Below are 20,559 nucleotides of genomic sequence, written 5' to 3' on the forward strand. Positions count from 1 at the left end.
CCAGTCGATTACAGCGAGAACGACCGCATCCTCAACAGCGAGCTGCGTGAGCGCGCCCTGGCGGTGTAAGCCCTGACGCCCTGATCGCTGTAAGGCGGCACCCACAGGTATCTCACGATCCTGTAGGTGCCGTCGGGTGGTGCATAGCAACCACTTTACGCCTCTTGCAATTGATCATTCTCAGGTTCTCTACTCATGGAGAACACGAGAACATGACTATTGGTTCAACACACAACCATCCTGCCGATCTGGCCATCGACCCGTTACTGCCCACGCAGCCGTGGGCCGCGCGTTTCCCTAACCCCCCGGATCTCTGCTTCGACTACCGCCGGCTTCTCGAACAAGAGGGCGGCGTCGCACGTGCCACACAACCCAATCACCGCATTTGCATCGTCGGTGCCGGAGTTACCGGGTTGACTGCTGCCCGCGAGTTATTGCGCTGTGGTTTCAACCGTATCACCTTGATTGAGCAGTCCCGGCGTGTAGGCGGGCGACACCTGACGGTCGTGAACAGCTCAGCAAGCCACAAGCAACCTGCAACCCCTTTTGAAATGGGGGCGATGCGCATGCCGTTCTTCAATAGGACTGGAGAGTCGCCTAAAGAGGGGCGCTCGCTTATGGCCCATTACGCAAAGCTGTTCGAGCTGCGGATTTCTGACTTCCCTAACCCAGGTACACCTTGGGTGAATGCCACGGGGATTTATCTTCGCGAAGGTCAATTAGAAGGGGAAGGTGACCCGGGTCTTTTGATCTGGCGTAATCCGTCAGGCGAAACCCCACCTCCTTCGGCTGTCTTGCAGCAGGTCTACGAGAAATGGCGCAGTTTTGCTCAGCAATTTGCTGAACATGTTGCCGCGGTTTATGGCACGTCAAGCTGGGAGTCGCTATGGCGGGACATCGTCGAACGCTATCATCGACTGTCGTTCAGGGATTTGGTGCATTTGCCTGCCCTTGCTGCCTGGAACCCTGAAAACCCCGGTGACTTTGGCGGTTTGGGCATGAGCAGTGACGAGTCAGCCATTTTCTATGCAATCGGTATTGGCGATGGCAGCTGGGGAGCATTTTATGATGTTTGCTGCCTGTACCCGCTACGTACGGCAATCTTTGGCTTTAGCAGTCATTTGCAGTTGGTGCATGGCCGTGTGGATTCAAGAGGGGTGCCTTACACTGCGCCGCATCTTGAAGCAAACAATGTCCCTGATAGCAGGGGATTGCCGTTTCAAGGGCCAGCCTATCTCGGACTTGCGGCCCTCGACGAAAGCCTTTTGCACCTGGACGTCGGCATGGGTGGGATTTCGCTATATGAACATCTTCTGAAAACAAAGGATGGGCTACTGACAGATACGTCCGTGTGTGCGGTGCAGAAGCTGGAAGATGGCCGTGTTCGGGTCGGATATCGTTGGCGATGCAGTGATCCGTTACACGAGAGCACCGAGTATGAAGACTTCGACAGCGTGATCATGACCACTCCGTCATGGCTGATCGAAACCAACATCAACCTCAGTGGCTTCACCCGCCAGATGTTGCCGCAGTCGATTATCGATGCCTGGAAACATGCCCATTGGGAGACCAGCTGCAAGGTCTATGCGCCGCTGAAGAAAAGTTTCCTCGACCAGAAGCCGATGCCGCAAATTCTGATTACCGATAGCTTTGTGCACGATGTCTATGCCTATCGGTACAACGATAGCTATCCAGATGACTGCATTCTTCTCAGTTATACCTGGGAGGATGACGCGACCAAATTGGCAGCCTTCTCTGATGCGGAGTTGGCGAGCAAATGCCTGAAGGAGCTCGATCGGATCCTTCTACGCTGCACCAATGTGGGGGAGGCAATTTCGCCTTACGTCGATACTCGAAATATTTGCATACAGCGTTGGATCACAGACCGAAATGCGCTTGGGTGCGCGAAGTTGTATAGGGCAGGTACCTACTTTGATGCTGTAAACCTGATGAAATACAACCGAGACCTGAGTGCGCGCTCAGGGCTGTATCTGGCTGGCGAGTCCTTCTCAGTTGACGCTGGATGGACCGAGCCGTGTTTGCGCACGGCAATCGATACGGTCATAAACCTCTGCAACAACACGTCAGCCGAGTTCAATGGTGGCTTTACCCTCGAGTACTACCCCCACTATCAGGTTGGGAAATAACGGCGTACGGGCCATTTTGTAGGGGGAGTCCTACTGCCATTGTGTGATTTTCCTTTGGTCCCATAGGACTCTCCTGACTGTCGCTCCCCGACCCAACATCGCTTTACTGGCGTCCTTCCAAAACAACCACAAAAAGGAAGCCGCCATGTCTGAATCCTGTTCCCCCGTCAGCCCCGTACGTATCGCTGTCATCCAGTACGACCCTCAGGTCGGTCTTGAGCACTGTGAGAGCAACGTGAGCAGAGGCCTGGCATTGGCCCGGCGCGCAGCACGCGAAGGCGCCAACCTGATCGTACTGCCTGAACTGGCCAACACGGGCTACACCTTCAACTCCCGTGCCGAAGCCTATTCCCATGCGCAGGTGCTGCAGGACGGCCCTTGCCTGAAAACCTGGGCCGACTTCGCCAGGCAATACCAGGTATACCTGGCTGCGGGGTTTGCCGAACGCGACGGGCTGAAGCTCTATGACAGTGCTGTCCTGTTTGGCCCCGAAGGCCTGCTTGGGCATTACCGCAAAGCGCATCTGTGGAACCAGGAAAAGCTCTGGTTCACCCCCGGTGACCTGGGGTTCCCGGTATTCGAGACGCCTATCGGTCGTATCGGCCTGCTGATCTGCTGGGACATCTGGTTCCCGGAAGTACCACGGGTTATGGCTGCGCAGGGTGCCGACATAATCTGCAGCCTCAACAACTGGGTATGGACCCCGCCGCCGTTGTTCGATGATGCAGGGCGCTGCATGGCCTCGTACCTGACCATGACGGCAGCGCATGTCAACAACGTTTATATCGCCGCCGCGAACCGTGTTGGCAGTGAGCGGGGCGGGCGCTTCCTGGGCTGCTCGCTGATCGCCGGTACCCATGGCTGGCCGATCGGCGAGGTGGGCAGTGCAGAAGCCGAGGAGATTATCTATGCCGATGTCGATTTGAGCAGTGCACGCTCGGCACCGATCTGGAACAGCCTCAACGACCTGCCAAGAGACCGGCGAACCGACCTCTACGATGCCACCCTTGGCTATCGCTTGCATGCACCTATGCCACGTTGAGGAGTTGCGAATGAACACGCTCTTCTTCTCACGACAGCAGCATTGGCTTGTGTTCATGTTCGGCTGCCTGCTGGTGTTTTTCGCTGCAAGCCTTGCCCATGGCCAATGGCTGGATTATGCACAGAGGGTGGCGACGCTCGATGAGCCGCTCAGCCGCTTGCGCTGGATTATTGGTGATATCAGTGAAGTGGCATTCTACAAGCACGAACTACCCGCGCTGGGCTTGCTGCTGGGCGCGTGCCTGGCGCACTGGGCGCAGGTGCGAGGGTACCGCTGGCAGGGCTTTGCCATTTGCTATGGCAGCGGATTATGGCCATGGGTGTTTACCAGCTCGCTCTTGGGCTTGCTGCTCAGCCATGCGTTGTGGGGATGGACCTTGGCCAGTGGCATCTGGCAACCAACGTTCGTTGCCTTCGTGTCATTGCCGGCAGCCATGGTCTTGCTTTTTGGTGCGGGCTGGCGGGTGACGATCACGGGGGCGCTACTGGGGGCTCTACTGGTAACACCGGCCAGCCTGCTGATGGTCAATTACCTGTGTTATCCCCTGCAGTTGCCAGTGGTAGTGGGCAATGTGAGTGGCATGGCTGTGGCAAGCGTCGTGGCCTTCATCCTGTGCAAGCGCTTTCCTTCATGGGTACGCCAATGCCGTGAACCCACCGTCGTGGAGCCGGTTGTCAATCAGCCTGACTACGGTGTGGTCTGGACTTTGCGGCGCGTTCTGGCCGACTTCAGCGAAGCCCCATTCTTTGGTAATGAGCTGGCCAGCCTCGGGCTACTGCTGGGTGTGTTGCTGGCTTACCTGTTGAGCCCGGCTGCACTGTCCTACGGTTCTATGCTGGTGATGCAGATGGTGGCCGGGCAGGCCCTGGCTTCCCTGGTCGGGGTTGTACTCTGGCGTGGACAGTGGAAAGCCCGTGGGTGGTACCCTACCTACATTCCGATTGTGTCGATCGTCCCGGCCGCGGTGTTGACACATGGCGGCAGCTGGCAAGTGGTGGTGGCCAGTGCAGTGCTGGGTGCCCTGGTGGCTCCGCCGCTGGCAGTGGCGATCACTCAGCGGTTGCCGGCCTATGTGCATGGCTACATCGGCAATGTGGTGTCGATGGCCATCTGCACGCTTGGCATTGTGCCGATAGTCGGGTTGATTGTGGGGGGAGAAGCATGAGCGAACATTCGAGCCTGCCCAGGCTGTCGATCGCCACTCTGGGCGGCACGGTCAGTATGCGGCTGGGTGCTGTCGGGGATGGTGTGACGCCAAGCCTGGATTGTGAGCGGCAACTGCTTCAGGTTCCACAATTGCGCGAGATGGCGCAGTTGAACGTTGCTTCATTGTGCCTGCTCCCCAGTGCATCGCTGGGCTTCGAGACGTTGCTGGAGGTGCTGGCATGGGCCCGGGGCGAGGTGGAGCGCGGAGCTCAGGCCTTGGTATTGAGCCAAGGGACCGACAGCCTTGAGGAAACGGCCTATTTCCTGGATCTGCTCTGGCCATTCGATGCGCCATTGGTGATGACCGGAGCCATGCGCTCGGCGAGTCAGCCGGGCAATGATGGGCCGGCCAACTTGTTGGCTGCGGCTCAGGTTGCATTGGCACAAGACAGCCGTGGGCGAGGTGTGCTTGTGGTCATGAATGATCAGGTCCACTGCGCGGCAAGGGTGCGCAAGACGGCCAGCCTGGCGATGGCGGCATTCGAGTCGCCCGGATGTGGCCCGTTGGGCGACGTTGTGGAGGGTGTTGTGTTGTATCGCCATCCGCCCGGGCGACGGAAAGTGTTGCCGTTACCGTATCGCACTGAACAGCGCGTTGCCCTGCTGGAAGCCTGCCTGGACGCAGACACGGCGCTGCTGCGGGCTGTGGCCACATTGGGTTATGAGGGGTTGGTCATCGCCGGTTTCGGTGCTGGGCATGTTTCCGCCAGTTGGTCCGAAGTGCTGGAACACCTGGCGCCCACCTTGCCGGTAATGGTTGCTACGCGCACAGGTAGAGGGCCTACAGCCCGGGCAATCTACGGGTTTGCTGGTGCAGAGATCGACCTGCAGAAAAAAGGCGTCTACATGGCTGGGCAACTCTGCCCGCGCAAATGCCGCATCTTGCTGTGGCTGCTGATAGGCACCGACCGGCAAAATGAGCTGCAGGCCTGGTTGCAGCCCTGAACCATCTGCCCGCGCGGTCGTTCGCGCGGGCAGCCCTTCCGGCGTTGCTGTGCTAGGGTGCACACACTTTTGCTTCCCAGGATTCTTACCCATGCTCCCCGTACTCAGCGAAAAAGAACTCGACCGCCTCGAAGACCTGCTGATCACCTATGGCAATGACTACTCGGTGCTGAACCTGGCCGAGCTCAATGGCTTTTTCGTCGCACTCGCCAGTTCACCGATCACTGTCCTCCCCGAGCAATGGCTGCCGGCGGTAGCGGGTGGCAAAGTACCGAAGTTCAAGAAGCCCGCGCATGAGGAGGCCTACACGGCATTGATGCTGCGTTATGCCAGCCAGGTGGCAGAAGAGCTGAGCAATGGTGTCGACCAGTTCGAGCCGTTGTTCGAGGAAAGCGAGGGCGAACAGGGCACTGTGATCGTGATGGAGGAGTGGTGTTTCGGCTACATGCGCGGTACCCAGGTGGCCGGTTGGGGCGAGTTGCCACCGGAGCAGGCCCTGCTGCTCAAGGCCATTTCGCTACATGGGCTGGAAGATAATTTCGAGCTGCTGGACCAGATGAGCGAAGAGGATATCCAGGCCTGTGTGCCGCAGGTGGTCGAGGCTGCGCGTGGGCTGTTCCGACATTTTAACAAGCTGCACTGATCTGACATTTGCATTGGCTAGCGCTCGCCTGCAGGCGCAGCGCAAGTGTTTGGAAACCATTATTCCGCCCGTCGAAATTATGGTTTCCCCTGCACACTGATTCTGCTGCCAGCCGATTCAGTGCAGCATGTGCTCCATCAGCCCCATCCCGGCGCTGACCAGGAGCCAAGCCCATGTCGAACCCGATCAAGCTCTACAACTTCCCCAAGTCTGGCCATGCCCATCGCATCGAGTTGATGCTCTCGCTACTGAACCTGCCAACCGAGCTGGTCTTCGTCGACCTGGCCAAAGGTGCGCACAAGCAGCCGGACTTCCTCGCCCTCAACCCGTTCGGCCAAGTTCCGGTCATCGATGACAACGGCACAGTGATTGCCGACTCCAACGCCATCCTCGTCTACCTGGCCAAAAAGTATGACAACGGCGCGTGGCTGCCCGAAGAACCTGCCGCCGCCGCCCGTGTGCAACGCTGGTTATCGGTCGCTGCCGGCCCGCTGGCCTTTGGCCCGGCAGCCGCCCGCCTGGTTACGGTGTTCGGCGCTTCATTCAATACCGACGAAGTGATTGCCCGTGCCCACACCTTGCTCAAGGTGATCGATGCCGAGTTGGCCAAGACGCCATTCCTGGCGGGTAGCACACCTACTATCGCGGACATTGCCAACTACTCGTACATCGCTCACGCCCCCGAAGGCAACGTGTCGCTGGAGCCCTATGCCAATGTGCGCAACTGGCTGGCGCGGATCGAGGCGCTGCCGCGTTTCGTCCCCATGCCGCGCACCGTGATCGGGCTGCAAACCCACGCCTGAAACCCCGCCATCGCGAGGAACGCCGCCATGCAACAATCTCCTGATCACCGCCCCTCGCCCTGGCATGCGGGTGAAAAGACCCTGCAGGAAAAGGTCGGTGTAGCAGAACGCATGGAGGCGTTCGGGCAAAAGGTCATTCGCGACCACATGCCCGACCAGCATCGGACGTTCTATCACCAGTTACCGTTCATGGTCGCCGCCAGTGTGGATGCCCAGGGTCGGCCTTGGGCCACGCTGCTGGAAGGGCCAGAAGGGTTCGTAAGCTCGCCTGACCCTCGTATGCTGACGATCCATACCACGTTGCCAGCAGATGACCCCGCCACCCCCGGGTTGGCAGCCGGGCAGGCGGTCGGCCTGCTGGGGATCGAACTGCACACCCGTCGGCGCAATCGCATCAACGGGCAGATCCGCCACGCTGCCCAAGGGCAACTGCAAGTGGCCGTAGAGCAGGCGTTTGGCAACTGCCCGCAGTACATTCAGTTGCGTGACTACACCCGCGTCACCGAACCCGCCCTGGGGCGCATCGATGCGACAACACTGGATACCTCAACCGTCAGCATGATCCAGGCGGCCGATACCTTCTTCGTCGCCAGCTATGTCGAGCATGCTGATGGCCAGCGCTCGGTAGATGTCTCTCACCGTGGTGGCCGGCCAGGGTTCATCAAGGTCGAAGGCAATCGGCTGACAATTCCCGACTATGCAGGCAATCTGCATTTCAACACCTTGGGCAACCTGGTGGTCAACCCGCGGGCCGGCTTGCTGTTCATCGACTTCAAAAATGGCAATGTGTTGCAACTGTACGGGCGTGCCGAGGTGCTGCTGGACAGCCCGGCCATCCAGGCCTTTGAAGGCGCTGAGCGGTTGTGGACACTGCAGGTCGAGCAGGTGGTGTGGCGTCCGGCAGCCGTTGCCCTGCGCTGGGCTTTCAAGGAATACGCGCCGACCAGTCTGATGACCGGTACCTGGGCCGAGGCCGATGCGCGCCTGGAGCAGCGGCAACAACAGCGCCAATGGCTGGCCTGGCGGGTGCTGCGGGTGGAGCAGGAAAGCCGCGACATCCGCTCGTTCTATCTCGAACCACCGGCAGGCTGCCGTGTGGCCTTTGCCCCTGGCCAGCATCTGCCTGTGCAAGTGCCGCGTGATGGCGAGTCGGCGCTGATCCGCACCTACAGCCTTTCAAGTGCCCCCGACGATGGATTCTTGCGCATCAGCGTCAAAGCCCAGGGCCCGGCTTCGCGGTATTTGCATGAGCGCGTTGTGGCCGGCGATGTGTTGAATGTGCGGCCGCCGATGGGCAGCTTCACGCTTGACCAGCAAAGCACGCGCCCGTTGGTGCTGATCGGCGCGGGCGTGGGCATCACGCCGTTGCTGGCCATGCTGCGTCAGCAGTTGAGGACAGGGCAGGCCCGGCGCATTCATCTGTTCCATGGCGCACGCAGCCTGGCCGACTTGCCGTTCCAGCAGGAACTGGCGACCTTGCGGCAACAGGCTGGCGATCTACTGCATGTACACCGCGCCCTAAGCCAGCCTGAAGGGCACGCGCAGATCGGTCGTGATTACGAGTTCGCCGGCCGGTTGGGTATCGAACAGGTCAAGGCAACGCTGGCGTTGGACGACTACGATTTCTACCTGTGTGGCCCGGGCAGCTTCACCCAGCAGCTCTACGAAGGGCTGCGTGGGGTGCATGTGCCGGATGCGCGGATTCACGCCGAAGCGTTTGGCCCGTCGACGTTGCGGCGGCACACCGACGCAGACCAGCCAATCTTGCAACAGCCGCCTGCCGCCGACGAACCAGTGCCGGTGTATTTTGCTGCGTCGGCCAAGGAGGCTCGCTGGGTACCCGGTAGCGGCACCTTGCTGGAACTGGCCGAGGCGCGTGGGCTGGCCCCGGAGTTCAGTTGCCGGGGTGGTTCGTGTGGTACCTGCAAGACCCGGCTGGTGAGCGGCCAGGTGCATTATCCAAATCCGCCGGCAGAGTTGCCGGAAGCAGGATCGGTGCTGATCTGTTGTGCTGTGCCGGCGAAAGTGGAGGAGGGGATGAGGGCGTTGGTGCTGGATGTCTGATTCAAGCCAGTCGTAGGAGCGGGCTTGCCCGCGAAGAGGCCGGCACAGCTAACACCACGCATCCAGATGAAAGATAATCCCCACGCCTCTTAACTTTCAGGAGCCCGCATGGACCAGATCCACCTGATGAAGGTATTCGTCGCTGTCGGCGAGCTGGAAAGCTTCGCCGCGGCTGCCCGCCGTCTGGACATTTCTGCGGCCGCCGTCACCCGCGCCGTCAGCGCCCTGGAAGAGCAGCTCGGGGTCAAGCTGTTGCTGCGCACGACTCGCAGCGTGCGTCTGACCGAGGCCGGCGGCCGCTATCTGGAAGACACCCGGCACATCCTCGCCAGTATCCACGAGGCCAACGAAGCCGCTGCCGGCATCAATGCGACTCCCAGGGGCGACCTGGCAGTGACCGCGCCGATCCTGTTCGGCAAGAAGTTCGTAATGCCGTGCATCGTCCGTTACCTGCAGCAGTACCCGGAAGTCGACGTTTCCGCGTTCTTTCTCGACCGCGTGGTGAACATGGTCGAGGAGGGCATGGACGTGGCCGTGCGCATCGGGCCGTTGCCTGACTCCGGGTTGAAGGCGCTGCGGGTGGGCAGGGTGCGGCGCATGTTGTGTGCCTCGCCCGACTACCTGGCGCGCCATGGTGTGCCGAAGCACCCGTCGGACCTGGCCGGGCATGCGATAATCGGCACCACCAACCTGTCGCCGCGGGCTGGTTGGCGCTTCGGAGTGACCGACGAGCCGACCTTGGTGCGCATGAAGCCACGGCTGACGGTCACCAGCAATGACGGGGCAATCGCGGCTGCCAGCGGTGGGCTGGGGATTGCCCGGCTGCTGTCGTACCAGGTGGCAGACGAACTGGCCAGCGGGCAGTTACAGGTGCTGCTGGCCGAGTACGAAGAGGCGCCCTGGCCCATTCATGTGCTGCACCGCGAAAGCAAGTACGGGTCGGCCAAGGTCAGGGCCTTTATCGACATGCTGGCGCAAGGATTGCGCGATCAGCAGCTGGATTAACGTCGTACAGCGGGTCGAAAAGGATGCCAGACAATGTTCGATATCGTGCCGGCCCTTTTTCAGGCAACCCGCTCACAACGCCCGATACTGCATCCTGAACCCCAGGTTCATTGCCTCCCCCCGGTGCAGCAACCGCAACCCTGGTCGCCCTGGCAGGTGGTGCGCATTGATGGGGTGGCTAACAGGCTCAAAGCAGAAAAAACCTTGCCCCTGCGGGCAATACAGCAAGAAGTGTTCGGCCCCATTGGCACTGCACGCCAATCGATAACCCGCGCTGGGCTGTTCGATCACACACTCCCCTGGCCAGCCACTGAAGGCGTGATCAACCACCGTCTCAGGCAAACGCTCCATGGCATTGAAACGCCATTGCTCCGGCACCTCGGCCTGGTACGAAGGCAACCGCCCATTCTCGGCCAGCCACACCTTGCGCGCCGATGCGTACAACTTGGTATCGGGATACCGCGGAAAGTAAGGGTGCAGCCCCAACCCGTACCAGTTGGCCGACTCATCCAGATGGGTTACATGCAGGTCCAGGTTCAGGCACCCCTCATGCAGATGCACATCCAGCGTGGCCCGGTAAGCAAACGGCACAGCACTGTCTAGCGTCAGCCGTGCTCGCCGTTCACTGTGATGCTCCACCTGCCAGGCCTGCTGCCAGGCACTGCCATGGATCGGGTAAGGGTCATGCCCGGTATTGGGTGCCAGTGCCTGCCACCCCTCGGGTCGGGCAAAGCCACCCTCGCCAATGCGGTTGGACCAAGGCGCCAGTGGGTAGCAGGCGAGGCGTCGTGGCGTACCACTTTCCAGTGCGGCCAGGTCGGAATGGCGCAGCAGCGCTTGCCCGGTCGCTTTCACTTCCCAGTTGACCAGGCTGGCGCCCAACTCCGGAGCCAGGCTCAGGCGGGTCAGGCGGTCCTGCAGGCGCAGTTCGGTCAAAGACATTCAAGGCTCCATTTAAATGAATGATCAATTGGCCCGACGGTAGGTGAGCAGCACGATGCCGCACACCACCACCGCGCCGCCGAGTAATTGCAGGGTGCCGAGTTGCTGGTCGAGCAAGGCCCAGCCCAGCAGTAGCGTGGCGATGGGTTCGACGTTCATCACGGGTGCGTTCTGCGCCATGTTCAGCCTTGGCACACAAACGAACAGCAAGGTGAAGGCCAAGCCATACAGCACTACCAGGCTGGCCAAGGCCGCCCAGCCACTGCTGCTGCCTGGCAGTGACAAACCGGACGGCATCACGTCGCTTGCGCCTGCAACCAACATGCTGGAGAACACGATCAGTAAAGTCAGCAGGCTGCGCACGGGGCCGCGCACGCTGGCCAGTTTATGGTCGGTGATCCACAAGGCGCAGGCAAAGGCACAGGCGGCGCCGAAGGCCAGGCTGACCCCTGGCACCCAGTGCGGGTTGGCCGCAGCGCTGTCGGCCAGGCGTGCCGGCACATCCAGCGCCAGCACCAGGCCGCACAGGATCAGGCCCATGAACAGCACGGTGCGGCCCGTGGGGCGTGCGCCGCCCAGCGCCCAGGTGAGCAGCGCCAGCAGCATCGGGAAGGTGTTGCCCACCAGCAGCGCCAAAGCCACTGGAATACGCGCCACCGCCGAGTACAGGCACAGGCTCTGGGTGGCAATCAGCAGGCCGAGCAGCAGCTGCCACCGGCGCGCACCAGCGGGCAGGGCCAGGGCCTGGCGTTGCCACAGCAGCAGCCCGGCCAGTACCAGGAAGGTGATGCCAGAGCGGCAGAGGATGGCCAGCAGCACGCCGGTGCCGTCATCGAAGGCGATGCGCGCGGCGATGTGGTTGCCGGCGAATGAACAGGCCAGCAGGGCGAGCAAGGCGATGGCCAGTTTGCGGGGGAAAAGCGGTACAGCCGAGGAGGGGACAGCCATGTGCAGGATCCATTTGCAAGAGCCCAGGGGCCGCCAAGCGGCCCCCGGTCATAATTACAGCACCACGCTAGGCAGCCACAGCGAGATCGCTGGAATGTAAGTCACTGCCATGAGCACCAGGAACAGCGCCAGGTAGAACGGCATCAGCGCCTTCACCGTCGACTCGATACTCACCTTGCCGATGGCCGAGCCGACAAACAACACCGCTCCCACCGGCGGGGTGATCAGCCCGATACCCAGGTTCACCAACATGATCATGCCAAAGTGCACCGGGTCCACGCCGATACCGGTAATCACCGGCAGCAGGATCGGCGTAAGGATCAGGATCAGCGGCGCCATGTCCATCACCGTGCCCAGCAGCATCAGCATGAAGTTGATGCACATCAGGATCACGTAGCGGTTGTCCGACAGGGTCAGGAACGCCGTGGTGATCTTCGACGGGATCTGCATCAGCGTCATTACGTAGCCGAAGCTGGCGGCAAAGCCGATCAGGATCATCACGATGGAGATGGTCCGTACTGTGCGGTGCATCAGCTTGGGCAGGTCGCGCCACTTGTAGTCGCGGTAGATGAACATGGTCACGAAGAACGACCACACCACCGCCACGGCTGCCGATTCGGTGGCGGTGAACACCCCCGACAGGATACCGCCGAGTATGATGACCATGGCCATCAGGCCCCACAGCGCCTCACCGGCAATTTTCAGCGCCTGGCGCAGCGGGATCACTTCGCCCTTGGGGTAGTTGCGCTTCTTGGCGAACAACAGGCACAGGCCCATCATCACCGCGCTCAGCAGCAGGCCGGGCATCACCCCCGCCATGAACAGCGAGGCGATCGACACCGTACCGCCCGCCGCCAGCGAGTACAGCACCGAGTTGTGGCTAGGCGGGGTCAGCAACGCCTGCACCGAACCGCTGACGGTTACGGCGGTGGAGAACTCGCGCGGGTAACCCTTGCGTTCCATCTCCGGGATCAGCACCGAGCCCACCGAGGCGGTATCGGCTACCGACGAGCCGGAAATCGCGCCAAAGAAGGTCGAGGCCATGATGTTGACCAGCGACAGCCCGCCACGCACGAAGCCCACCAGCACCCCGGCAAAGGCCACCAGCCGACGCGACATGCCGCCTTCGGCCATGATCGCGCCGGCCAGCACGAAGAATGGAATTGCCAGCAGCGAGAACTTGTTAACCCCACTGGCCACCTGGATCATCATCGCCTGCAGCGGGATGTCGATCCACCAGGCGCCGATAAGTGCCGACAGGCCCAGAGCGTAGGCTACCGGCATGCCGATCAGAATCAGCACGATGAAACTGCCCAACAGAATGAACGCTTCCATTTACGCAGCTCCTTCGTTTTCTTCGACCAGATCAAAGCGCACGACCTTGCGGTTGCTCTGATCGCCCAGCAGGAGTTTTTCCAGGACGAACACCAGCGTCAGCACGCCGCCGACCGGGATCGGCGCGTAAGTCATGCCGACCCGCACCCCGGGCAGCGAGGCCAGCGACTGGTTCCAGGTGGTGATGCACAGCCGGGTGCCGTAATAGGTCATGAACACGCACACCACGATCATCAGCAGTTGTACCAGCAGGGCGACCAGCTGGCGCTGCAGCGGCGGCAACCGGTCGGTAATCATCCCCACCGCCATATGCGCCCCGGCGCGATAGCTGGCGGCGGCACCAACGAAGGTGAACACCACCATCAGCAGGATCGAGACTGGTTCTGGCCAGCTGGAGCCGGTGCCCAGCACGTAGCGGGCGAAGATGCCCCACGGGATGATCAGCGTCATGGCCAGGATCGACAGGCCCGCGATCCAGATGCAACTGCGGTACAGCGTGTCGTTCACGCTCAGGAAAAGCGATTTCATAGGCATCACCAAAGCGGCAGGACGGCGGCGGCCGCACTGCCGAGGTCGTCTTGGAAGGGGCTGGTATTACTGGACGGCGTCGATTCGCTTCATCAGGTCGGCGTACGGCGCGCCGTACTTCTCGCGTACCGAAGCGGTGGCTTCGAAGAACGGCTTCTTGTCGACAGTGATGAACTCGACACCGGCGGCCTTGAGCTTCTCTTCGCTGGCGGCAGACTTGGCGTCCCACAGCGCGCGTTCTTCCATCTGCGCCTCACGCGCAACCTTCTTCACCAACGCCTGCTGCTCCGGGCTGAGCTTGTTCCAGGTGGTCTTGGACATCACCACCGGCTCCGGCAGGATCAGGTGGCCGGTCAGGGTGTAGTACTTGGCGCTCTGGAAATGGTTGTGCTCAAGCAAGGTCGGCGGGTTGTTCTCGGCGCCGTCGATCACGCCGGTTTGCAGGGCACTGAAGATTTCCCCAGTGTCCATGGCGATGCCGTTGCCGCCCATGGCATTCATCATGTCGATGAACAGCGGGTTGCCTTGTACGCGAATCTTCATGCCCTTGAGGTCTTCCAGGCTGCGCACCGGCTTTTTGGTGTAGATGCTGCGCGAGCCGCCATCCATCCAGGCCAGGGCCACCAGGTTGAAATCGGAATTGGTGATCTTGTCGAGGATTTCCTGGCCGATCTCGCCGTCGATGATCTTGCGCATGTGATCATGGTCGCGGAACACGAACGGCATGTTGAATACGTTCACATCCGGTACTACCGGGCCGACGATCCCTAAGCTGACACGGGTCATTTGCACGGCACCGATCTGTGCCTGTTCGATCACTTCCTTCTCAGAGCCCAGAACGCCGCCGGCGAACATCTTGAAGGTGATTTCGCCATTGCTGGCATCTTCCAGCTTTTTACCCATGTTCTGTTCGGCGACCACGGTCGGATACCCGGCCGGGTGAATCTCGGCGAACTTGATATCCAGTGCCGAGGCGGGCATGGCCACGCTGAAGGCGAACGGGAGTACGGCAAGAAGCAGCTTGCGTTTGAACGTCATGATGAAACTCCGTGGTTTTTATTATCTGGTTTCGTGGGTGCAAGTGTGGGTGTGGCAAGGGGCGTCAGCCCCGGTAGGCAGGTTCCTCCAGGCCCTTGGTGCCAGGATCGAGGGCAAATACCCCGCCAGCCAGGGGCTGGTCGCTGAGGTCGATGCCCGTGGGGCGGATCGAGGTGACGTACAGAATGTCCAGGCTGGCGCCGCCAAAGGCGCACATTGCCGGCTTTTTCACCGGCACGCTGAGTGATCGGTCGAGGCGACCGTCGGGGGTAAAACGGTGGATCTGCCCGGCGTCGTTGCCGCAGATCCAGTAGCAGCCGTCCTGGTCGATGGCGGCGCCATCCGGCCGGCCGGGGTAATTGCGCATGTCGACGAACAGCTGCTTGCCGTGCGGTGTACCGCTGTCGATGTCGTAGTCGAAAGCCCATACCTTCTGCACGTTGGGGTGCGAGTCGGACAGGTACATGCGCTTGCCGTCGGGGCTGAACGCCAGGCCGTTGGGCACGATCATGCCGTCCTGTTGCAGATACAGCTGGCCTTCGCCGTCATGCCGGTACAGCGCGCCCACGTGGGCACCTTGCTGCATGTCCAGCAGCATGGTCCCGGCCCAGAAGCGGCCCTGACGGTCGCAGCGGCCATCGTTGAAGCGCATGCCGGCCTGGGCGTGCTGCACGTTGCTGAGCAGCCGACTGTCCAGGCTGCCGTCCGCCTTGGCCTGGAGCTGGAAGATGCCGCTTTCCATACCCGCAACCCAGCCCTGACCGCTGCGGGCGATGCAGGCCAGCATCTCGTCGCCCTGCCAGCACTGGTGTTTGCCATCGGCTGCTTGCCAGCGATGCAATTGGCGAGCGGGAATGTCTACCCAGTACAGGGCCTGTTCACTGGGGTGCCACACAGGGCTTTCGCCGGTACCGTTGCGGGCGTCGACGATCAGTTCGCAGTTCATGGCCGTGCCTCCTGGCGAGGGGTCAGTTGAACGGGCCGGCCACGGCGAAAGCGCCGCCCTGGTAGACCATGCTCGGGTCATCGGCGGCGGGTGCCGGTTGGGCCTCCACGGCAGCGCGGAAGGTTTCGGAGCTGTCCTTGGGTACATAGCCCAGGTGCGCGGCATGGCGGTTGTCCCACCACACGGTGCGATTGTCGGAGGCGCCGTAGACGATGGTGTGGCCAACCCCGGGGGTGAACAGCCCGCGTTCGATCAACTGCACCAGGTCGTCGTAACTGAGCCAGGTGCAGAGCATGCGCAGGTTCTGTGGCTGGGGGAACGACGAGCCGATGCGAATGCTGACGGTCTCGATGCTGTAGCGGTCAAAGTAGAAGCTGGCCACATCTTCGCCGTAGCACTTGGACAGCCCGTAATAGCTGTCGGGACGGCGCGGCGCGTGAGCGTCGATGCGCTCATCCTGGCGATAGAAACCGATGGTGTGGTTGGAGCTGGCGAAGATGATGCGCTTGACCCCGTGCTTGCGCGCCGCCTCGTACACGTGGAACACGCCGCAGATATTGGGGCCGAGAATCTCTTCGAAGGCGTGTTCGGTAGAAACCCCGCCAAAGTGGATGATGGCGTCGACGCCCTCGACCAGGGCATGCACCGCAGCCTTGTCGGCCAGGTCACAGGTGATGACTTCCTCATGCGGGCCAGCAGCAGGCGCCATGGGGCTGATGTCGGAAAGGCGCAGGACCTCGGCGTAGCCTTTCAGGCGTTCGCGAAGTACCTTGCCCAGGCCGCCTGCGGCTCCGGTGAGCAGCAGGCGATTGAAGGGGGTAGTGGTCATGGCCGGCTCTTGTTGTTAGTTGTTGTAGGTTGTCGTATGACTTGGGTGATTATTGGCGGTGGTTCTGTGTGTTGTCAATGAGGCTTGGGCGGCTTTTGCCGGCCTTTTCGCGGGTAAGAAAGGGCGAAAGGCCTGCGCGGTCGCCCGTAGGAGCGGGTTTACCCGCGAAGAGGCCGGCCCTGCTGGCCAATCTCCACCCGCCGCTCACCGTCTCCGCCGCCACCGTATTCGCGGGTAAATCCGCAGGTCATGATCAGAGCAACGACAATGGATAGTTGAAGATCAACCGGTTCTCATCAAACTCGTTATTGCTGTAATCCCGGCGAATCGACGAGTTACGCCATTTCACGCTCAAATCCTTGAACGCCCCGCTCTGGATCACATACGCAAGCTCCGTTTCACGCACCCACTCCTTGCCATCGGTCACCCCCCCGCTGTGCACATCGCGCCCGCTGATGTAGCGGTTCATCAGGGTCAGCCCCGGTACCCCGACGGTGACGAAGTTGAAGTCATGGCGCACCTGCCACGAACGCTCGTTGGCATTGTCGAAGCTGGAGTTGTAGCTGTCGTTGGCCAAGGTCCCGCCACTGGTGCCGTTCACCCGCATCCAGGTATCACCATCGACTTTCTGCAGCCCCACCCAGAAGGTGCTGCCGCCGTACTTGGCCGAGAACATCCCCGAGTAGGTCTTGTTGTCCAGCTGCCCAGCGCGTTCGGAGCCGTCCTCGTCGCCATGGAAGTAGCCCAGGTTGGCCCCCAGGGTCCAGTCACCCATCGGCTGGCTGTGGCTCAGTTGCAGGTATTGCTGCTGGTACACGTCCTTCAGCACCGCATTCCAAAGCCCCACCAGCGTGCGGTCCTGGTTGAACTTGTACTCGCCGCCGACGAAGTTGAAACGGTCCGACACACCGCCGCCGTAGCTCATGTCTTCCATGCTCGCGTCGTTACGCGGGCTGTTGCCGCGGAACTGGCCGCCGTACAGGGTCAGCCCTGCGATTTCGTTGGAGGTAACCTGCCCGCCACGGAATGTTTGCGGCAACGAACGCCCGTCGTCCGAACGCAGAATCGGCAGCACCGGCATCCATTCACCGATCTTCAGTTCGGTCTTGGAAATACGCGCCTTGCCCGCCACTGCCAGGCGCCCGTAGTCGTCTGCCGGCTTGCCATCGTCATGGCGTGGCAGCAACGCCGTGCCATAGGTACCGCCACCGCCGTCGAGTTTGACCGACCACAGCCCCAGCACATCCACGCCGAAGCCGATTGGCCCTTCGGTGAACCCCGAGCGGGCATCGAGAATGAAGCTTTGCGTCCACTCCTCGGCCTTGCTCTGTGGGTTGCTGGGGTTGGTGAAGTTGCGGTTGATGTAGAAGTTGCGCAGCCCGAGGGTGGCCTTGCTGTCCTCGACAAATCCCGCTGCCAGGCTGGTGCCCGGCAGGCCGGCGATAACCCCGGCGCCAAGCAGGGCGAAGGGTAGGGTGTGGCAGATTTTCATTATTGTTGTGCTCCCTAAGGGTGTGGCAGCCCGTCCACCGGGCACGCGCAAGCGGCCTGCGGCAGGGGCGGGTAGATATCGGGCCGGTCAGGGCCAGGGGTGAATGCGCGGTAACCGGGCGCTACGTACTGGCTGGTGTACGCGAGCTGGCCGGGGGAAGAGGGGTGTGCAACAGGTGCGGGTGCAGCGGGATGGGTGTCGACATGGGTTCGTCCACGGATTGTTGTTTTTGTTATGTGTTGTCGTACAACTGTGGGCGATTATTAGCAAGGGGGAGGAGGGCTGTCAACGGCTGATCGCAGAGCAAATAGGGTACTAGACGCCAAAAACTGAGCGGCAGAGGCTCTACCCTGAACGCGCTGCAGACATACTACAACTGCCTTGCACCATGCCACGCACGTACGGGATCTACTGGTAGGAGCGGGCTTGCCCGCGAACACGGGTAAAGCCCGTGCCATCCACCCCATTGGCTGCCTCGCGCCGCAAACCGGGGACAGGGTTACAAATCAAATCGGAACAGCGGGGGCCCTATCCCCGAGCCTGCGCTATCTTCAGATCTGGCCTCGCCCTTGACCACGTAGACTGGCATGTCCAGTCCCGGCATCCTTGCTGGTGCCGTACCCCTCCTGTCGGCAGGGGCGAGGCCTCTTCATTTGAAGGGAATGTTGCTGTGGTCACTTTTCGTAACTGACGTCAGGACCCTTGGGGAAAATCATAAAAAAAGGCTGCCAATCGGCAGCCTTCTCGATAATCAGCCCGGACAATCAGTCCCAGCTCAGCGCACCACCCGTCTGATACTCAATCACACGCGTCTCAAAGAAGTTCTTCTCTTTCTTCAAGTCCATGATCTCGCTCATCCATGGGAACGGGTTGGTAGTCCCTGGATACTCTTCCTTCAGGCCGATCTGGGTCAAACGACGGTTGGCGATGAACTTGAGGTAATCCTCCATCATCGCTGCGTTCATGCCCAATACGCCGCGTGGCATGGTGTCTCGGGCGTATTCGATCTCCAGCTGGGTCCCTTGCAGGATCATCTGGGTCGCTTCTTCCTTCATCGCCGCATCCCACAGGTGCGGGTTTTCGATCTTGATCTGGTTGATCACGTCGATACCGAAGTTCAGGTGCATCGACTCGTCACGCAGGATGTACTGGAACTGCTCGGCAACGCCGGTCATCTTGTTGCGGCGGCCCATGGACAGGATCTGGGTGAAGCCGCAGTAGAAGAAGATGCCTTCCAGTACGCAGTAGTAGGCGATCAGGTTGCGCAGCAGCTCTTTGTCGGTTTCGACGGTGCCGGTGTTGAATTCCGGGTCGGAGATGGCGCGGGTGTACTTCAGGCCCCAGGCGGCTTTCTTGGCGACCGACGGGATCTCGTGGTACATGTTGAAGATCTCGCCTTCATCCATGCCCAGCGACTCGATGCAGTACTGGTAGGCGTGGGTGTGGATCGCCTCTTCGAAGGCCTGGCGCAGGATGTACTGGCGGCACTCCGGGTTGGTGATCAGGCGGTACACGGCCAGGGCCAGGTTGTTGGCAACCAGCGAGTCGGCGGTGGAGAAGAAGCCGAGGTTGCGCATGACGATGCGGCGTTCGTCTTCGGTCAGGCCGTCCTGGCTCTTCCACAGGGCGATGTCGGCGGTCATGTTGACCTCTTGCGGCATCCAGTGGTTGGCGCAGCCGTCCAGGTACTTCTGCCAGGCCCAGTCGTACTTGAACGGGACCAGCTGGTTGAGGTCGGCGCGGCAGTTGATCATGCGCTTTTCATCCACTGCAACGCGGGCCGAGGAGCCTTCCAGCTCGGCCAGGCCTTCGGCAACGTCGAGGGCGTCGAGGGCAGCCTTTGCACGTTTGACGGCTTCGGAGTCAGAAGCGGTGGCCGCACGGGCCTCCAGGGCGGCGGCACCACCGGCGCTGTCGAGCTTGTCGAGGGTGGCGGCGGCAGCGGCCTGCGCAGGGGTGTTGCCTTTGGCGGCTACTTCGCCGTCTTCTTTGTCGAATTCGTCCCAGCTCAGCATGGTTTGGCTCCTGCTTGAGGGTCGCCCCTGGGGCAACCGGTTGGATTTTAAGAATGTGATGCCTGACGCAAGGCCGTAACGGCGAATGGACAGCTCGAGAGGCTGACTCTCGTTTACATCTGAATGTGTTCTGGCTTGTACCTGGCCAGGCCTCTGGGAGGGGCCAGGACAATTGAATAGGTGCTCTTTTCAGAGGGCGCAAAGTATACCGGAATTCACCTTCGATCGGGGCTCGTGTGTTGCCGGCGGGGGTAACTTTTTTGACCGGTTTGGCGTGCGTCCGTTCACGAAACGGGTGGCTTCTTCTACGGGGGGAGAGTGTAGCGCCAACCTATATGTTGTGCCAGTTTAAATTTGAGGGCACATCATATGGTGTTTCTTGAGGGCGTGCTGGCGGAGTCGGCCTCACCGCGGGCTTGCCGGCGATGAGGCCAGCCACCACTAGCTCCGGTGGGTGTACAGCGTTTCGACAATGTGTGTCTTGGGGTGCTTGCGTGCCTGTTCCACCGAGGTGAAACGGCCGGTTTCTGCGTTGCGACCAATCTTGCGAGATGCCAGTTTTTTCCGCGCCATGGGCTTACATCCTTTTTTGAGAGGTCCTGTTCTTTTACCGAGCTGCGTGAACAGTGGG

At 61.0% G+C, this 20,559-nt stretch carries 18 protein-coding genes; 8 read left to right on the forward strand and 10 right to left on the reverse strand.

The genetic code is table 11. The features are described 5' to 3' along the window. Positions 1–212 precede the first annotated feature (212 nt). The 8 genes from QYE47_RS21925 to QYE47_RS21960 all read left to right on the forward strand — a co-directional run bounded on the left by QYE47_RS21925 (position 213) and on the right by QYE47_RS21960 (position 9,855). Entirely contained in the window at positions 213–2,147 is a 1,935-nt protein-coding gene (locus QYE47_RS21925) for an FAD-dependent oxidoreductase (RefSeq protein ID WP_014589960.1), read from the forward strand. A 145-nt stretch (positions 2,148–2,292) separates the two neighbouring features. Next, on the forward strand, positions 2,293–3,189 hold the full coding sequence (locus QYE47_RS21930) for a nitrilase family protein (protein ID WP_019438852.1): 897 nt from the start codon (positions 2,293–2,295) through the stop codon (positions 3,187–3,189). Positions 3,190–3,199: 10 nt separating this feature from the next. Next, positions 3,200–4,354, forward strand: coding sequence for a hypothetical protein (locus QYE47_RS21935; RefSeq protein ID WP_070383541.1), 1,155 nt, complete (start codon positions 3,200–3,202; stop codon positions 4,352–4,354). Beyond that, positions 4,351–5,340 carry an asparaginase gene (locus tag QYE47_RS21940; RefSeq protein WP_070383542.1) on the forward strand — a complete coding sequence of 330 codons (990 nt, stop codon included), beginning with the start codon at positions 4,351–4,353 and terminating at the stop codon, positions 5,338–5,340. Before QYE47_RS21935 ends, QYE47_RS21940 begins: the two co-directional genes overlap by 4 nt. Positions 5,341–5,431: 91 nt before the next feature. Next, positions 5,432–5,983, forward strand: a complete 552-nt coding sequence (locus tag QYE47_RS21945) for a UPF0149 family protein (protein ID WP_070383543.1) — start codon at positions 5,432–5,434, stop codon at positions 5,981–5,983. A gap of 173 nt (positions 5,984–6,156) precedes the next feature. Beyond that, positions 6,157–6,786 carry a glutathione S-transferase family protein gene (locus QYE47_RS21950; protein ID WP_014589965.1) on the forward strand — a complete coding sequence of 210 codons (630 nt, stop codon included), beginning with the start codon at positions 6,157–6,159 and terminating at the stop codon, positions 6,784–6,786. A 27-nt stretch (positions 6,787–6,813) separates the two neighbouring features. Continuing rightward, positions 6,814–8,850 (forward strand): pyridoxamine 5'-phosphate oxidase family protein, encoded by a 2,037-nt coding sequence (locus QYE47_RS21955; RefSeq protein WP_053868183.1) that lies wholly within the window; start codon positions 6,814–6,816, stop codon positions 8,848–8,850. 108 nt (positions 8,851–8,958) lie between these two features. Beyond that, positions 8,959–9,855: a LysR family transcriptional regulator gene (locus tag QYE47_RS21960; protein WP_014589967.1), complete on the forward strand. Its 897-nt coding sequence runs from the start codon at positions 8,959–8,961 to the stop codon at positions 9,853–9,855. Between the two features lie 72 nt (positions 9,856–9,927). Here the strand turns inward: QYE47_RS21960 and QYE47_RS21965 are convergent, their stop codons facing one another. The 10 genes from QYE47_RS21965 to QYE47_RS22010 form a co-directional block, all read right to left on the reverse strand. Next, entirely contained in the window at positions 9,928–10,797 is an 870-nt protein-coding gene (locus QYE47_RS21965) for an aldose 1-epimerase (protein WP_019438847.1), read from the reverse strand. A 24-nt stretch (positions 10,798–10,821) separates the two neighbouring features. Then, positions 10,822–11,745, reverse strand: coding sequence for an EamA family transporter (locus QYE47_RS21970; protein WP_070383544.1), 924 nt, complete (start codon positions 11,743–11,745; stop codon positions 10,822–10,824). A 54-nt stretch (positions 11,746–11,799) separates the two neighbouring features. After that, positions 11,800–13,080 carry a TRAP transporter large permease gene (locus tag QYE47_RS21975; RefSeq protein ID WP_014589970.1) on the reverse strand — a complete coding sequence of 427 codons (1,281 nt, stop codon included), beginning with the start codon at positions 13,078–13,080 and terminating at the stop codon, positions 11,800–11,802. After that, positions 13,081–13,608, reverse strand: a complete 528-nt coding sequence (locus tag QYE47_RS21980; RefSeq protein WP_003254832.1) for a TRAP transporter small permease — start codon at positions 13,606–13,608, stop codon at positions 13,081–13,083. 66 nt (positions 13,609–13,674) lie between these two features. Then, complete coding sequence (locus QYE47_RS21985) at positions 13,675–14,646, reverse strand: TRAP transporter substrate-binding protein (RefSeq protein WP_014589971.1); 972 nt, start codon at positions 14,644–14,646, stop codon at positions 13,675–13,677. A 64-nt stretch (positions 14,647–14,710) separates the two neighbouring features. Beyond that, a complete protein-coding gene (locus QYE47_RS21990) occupies positions 14,711–15,592 on the reverse strand; it encodes an SMP-30/gluconolactonase/LRE family protein (protein WP_014589972.1) in 882 nt (293 codons plus the stop codon). Between the two features lie 22 nt (positions 15,593–15,614). Beyond that, positions 15,615–16,421, reverse strand: a complete 807-nt coding sequence (locus QYE47_RS21995) for an NAD(P)-dependent oxidoreductase (protein WP_014589973.1) — start codon at positions 16,419–16,421, stop codon at positions 15,615–15,617. 253 nt (positions 16,422–16,674) lie between these two features. After that, complete coding sequence (locus QYE47_RS22000) at positions 16,675–17,913, reverse strand: OprD family porin (RefSeq protein ID WP_070383545.1); 1,239 nt, start codon at positions 17,911–17,913, stop codon at positions 16,675–16,677. A gap of 764 nt (positions 17,914–18,677) precedes the next feature. After that, positions 18,678–19,928 carry a ribonucleotide-diphosphate reductase subunit beta gene (locus QYE47_RS22005; RefSeq protein WP_003254823.1) on the reverse strand — a complete coding sequence of 417 codons (1,251 nt, stop codon included), beginning with the start codon at positions 19,926–19,928 and terminating at the stop codon, positions 18,678–18,680. A 441-nt stretch (positions 19,929–20,369) separates the two neighbouring features. Next, entirely contained in the window at positions 20,370–20,501 is a 132-nt protein-coding gene (locus QYE47_RS22010; protein WP_003254821.1) for a hypothetical protein, read from the reverse strand. Positions 20,502–20,559: the final 58 nt, after the last annotated feature.

Source organism: Pseudomonas sp. 2,4-D, from assembly GCF_030418155.1.
GTDB lineage: Bacteria > Pseudomonadota > Gammaproteobacteria > Pseudomonadales > Pseudomonadaceae > Aquipseudomonas > Aquipseudomonas alloputida.

What these genes read in the sequence shown, in the direction of transcription:
- QYE47_RS21980 (WP_003254832.1), bottom strand. Translation starts at nt 13,608, where the DNA reads ATGAAATCGCTTTTCCTGAGCGTGAACGACACGCTGTACCGCAGTTGC.
- QYE47_RS22005 (WP_003254823.1), bottom strand. Translation starts at nt 19,928, where the DNA reads ATGCTGAGCTGGGACGAATTCGACAAAGAAGACGGCGAAGTAGCCGCC.
- QYE47_RS21960 (WP_014589967.1), top strand. Translation starts at nt 8,959, where the DNA reads ATGGACCAGATCCACCTGATGAAGGTATTCGTCGCTGTCGGCGAGCTG.
- QYE47_RS21965 (WP_019438847.1), bottom strand. Translation starts at nt 10,797, where the DNA reads ATGTCTTTGACCGAACTGCGCCTGCAGGACCGCCTGACCCGCCTGAGC.
- QYE47_RS21995 (WP_014589973.1), bottom strand. Translation starts at nt 16,421, where the DNA reads ATGACCACTACCCCCTTCAATCGCCTGCTGCTCACCGGAGCCGCAGGC.
- QYE47_RS22000 (WP_070383545.1), bottom strand. Translation starts at nt 17,913, where the DNA reads ATGAAAATCTGCCACACCCTACCCTTCGCCCTGCTTGGCGCCGGGGTT.
- QYE47_RS21990 (WP_014589972.1), bottom strand. Translation starts at nt 15,592, where the DNA reads ATGAACTGCGAACTGATCGTCGACGCCCGCAACGGTACCGGCGAAAGC.
- QYE47_RS21950 (WP_014589965.1), top strand. Translation starts at nt 6,157, where the DNA reads ATGTCGAACCCGATCAAGCTCTACAACTTCCCCAAGTCTGGCCATGCC.
- QYE47_RS21940 (WP_070383542.1), top strand. Translation starts at nt 4,351, where the DNA reads ATGAGCGAACATTCGAGCCTGCCCAGGCTGTCGATCGCCACTCTGGGC.
- QYE47_RS21930 (WP_019438852.1), top strand. Translation starts at nt 2,293, where the DNA reads ATGTCTGAATCCTGTTCCCCCGTCAGCCCCGTACGTATCGCTGTCATC.
- QYE47_RS22010 (WP_003254821.1), bottom strand. Translation starts at nt 20,501, where the DNA reads ATGGCGCGGAAAAAACTGGCATCTCGCAAGATTGGTCGCAACGCAGAA.
- QYE47_RS21975 (WP_014589970.1), bottom strand. Translation starts at nt 13,080, where the DNA reads ATGGAAGCGTTCATTCTGTTGGGCAGTTTCATCGTGCTGATTCTGATC.
- QYE47_RS21935 (WP_070383541.1), top strand. Translation starts at nt 3,200, where the DNA reads ATGAACACGCTCTTCTTCTCACGACAGCAGCATTGGCTTGTGTTCATG.
- QYE47_RS21925 (WP_014589960.1), top strand. Translation starts at nt 213, where the DNA reads ATGACTATTGGTTCAACACACAACCATCCTGCCGATCTGGCCATCGAC.
- QYE47_RS21985 (WP_014589971.1), bottom strand. Translation starts at nt 14,646, where the DNA reads ATGACGTTCAAACGCAAGCTGCTTCTTGCCGTACTCCCGTTCGCCTTC.
- QYE47_RS21970 (WP_070383544.1), bottom strand. Translation starts at nt 11,745, where the DNA reads ATGGCTGTCCCCTCCTCGGCTGTACCGCTTTTCCCCCGCAAACTGGCC.
- QYE47_RS21945 (WP_070383543.1), top strand. Translation starts at nt 5,432, where the DNA reads ATGCTCCCCGTACTCAGCGAAAAAGAACTCGACCGCCTCGAAGACCTG.
- QYE47_RS21955 (WP_053868183.1), top strand. Translation starts at nt 6,814, where the DNA reads ATGCAACAATCTCCTGATCACCGCCCCTCGCCCTGGCATGCGGGTGAA.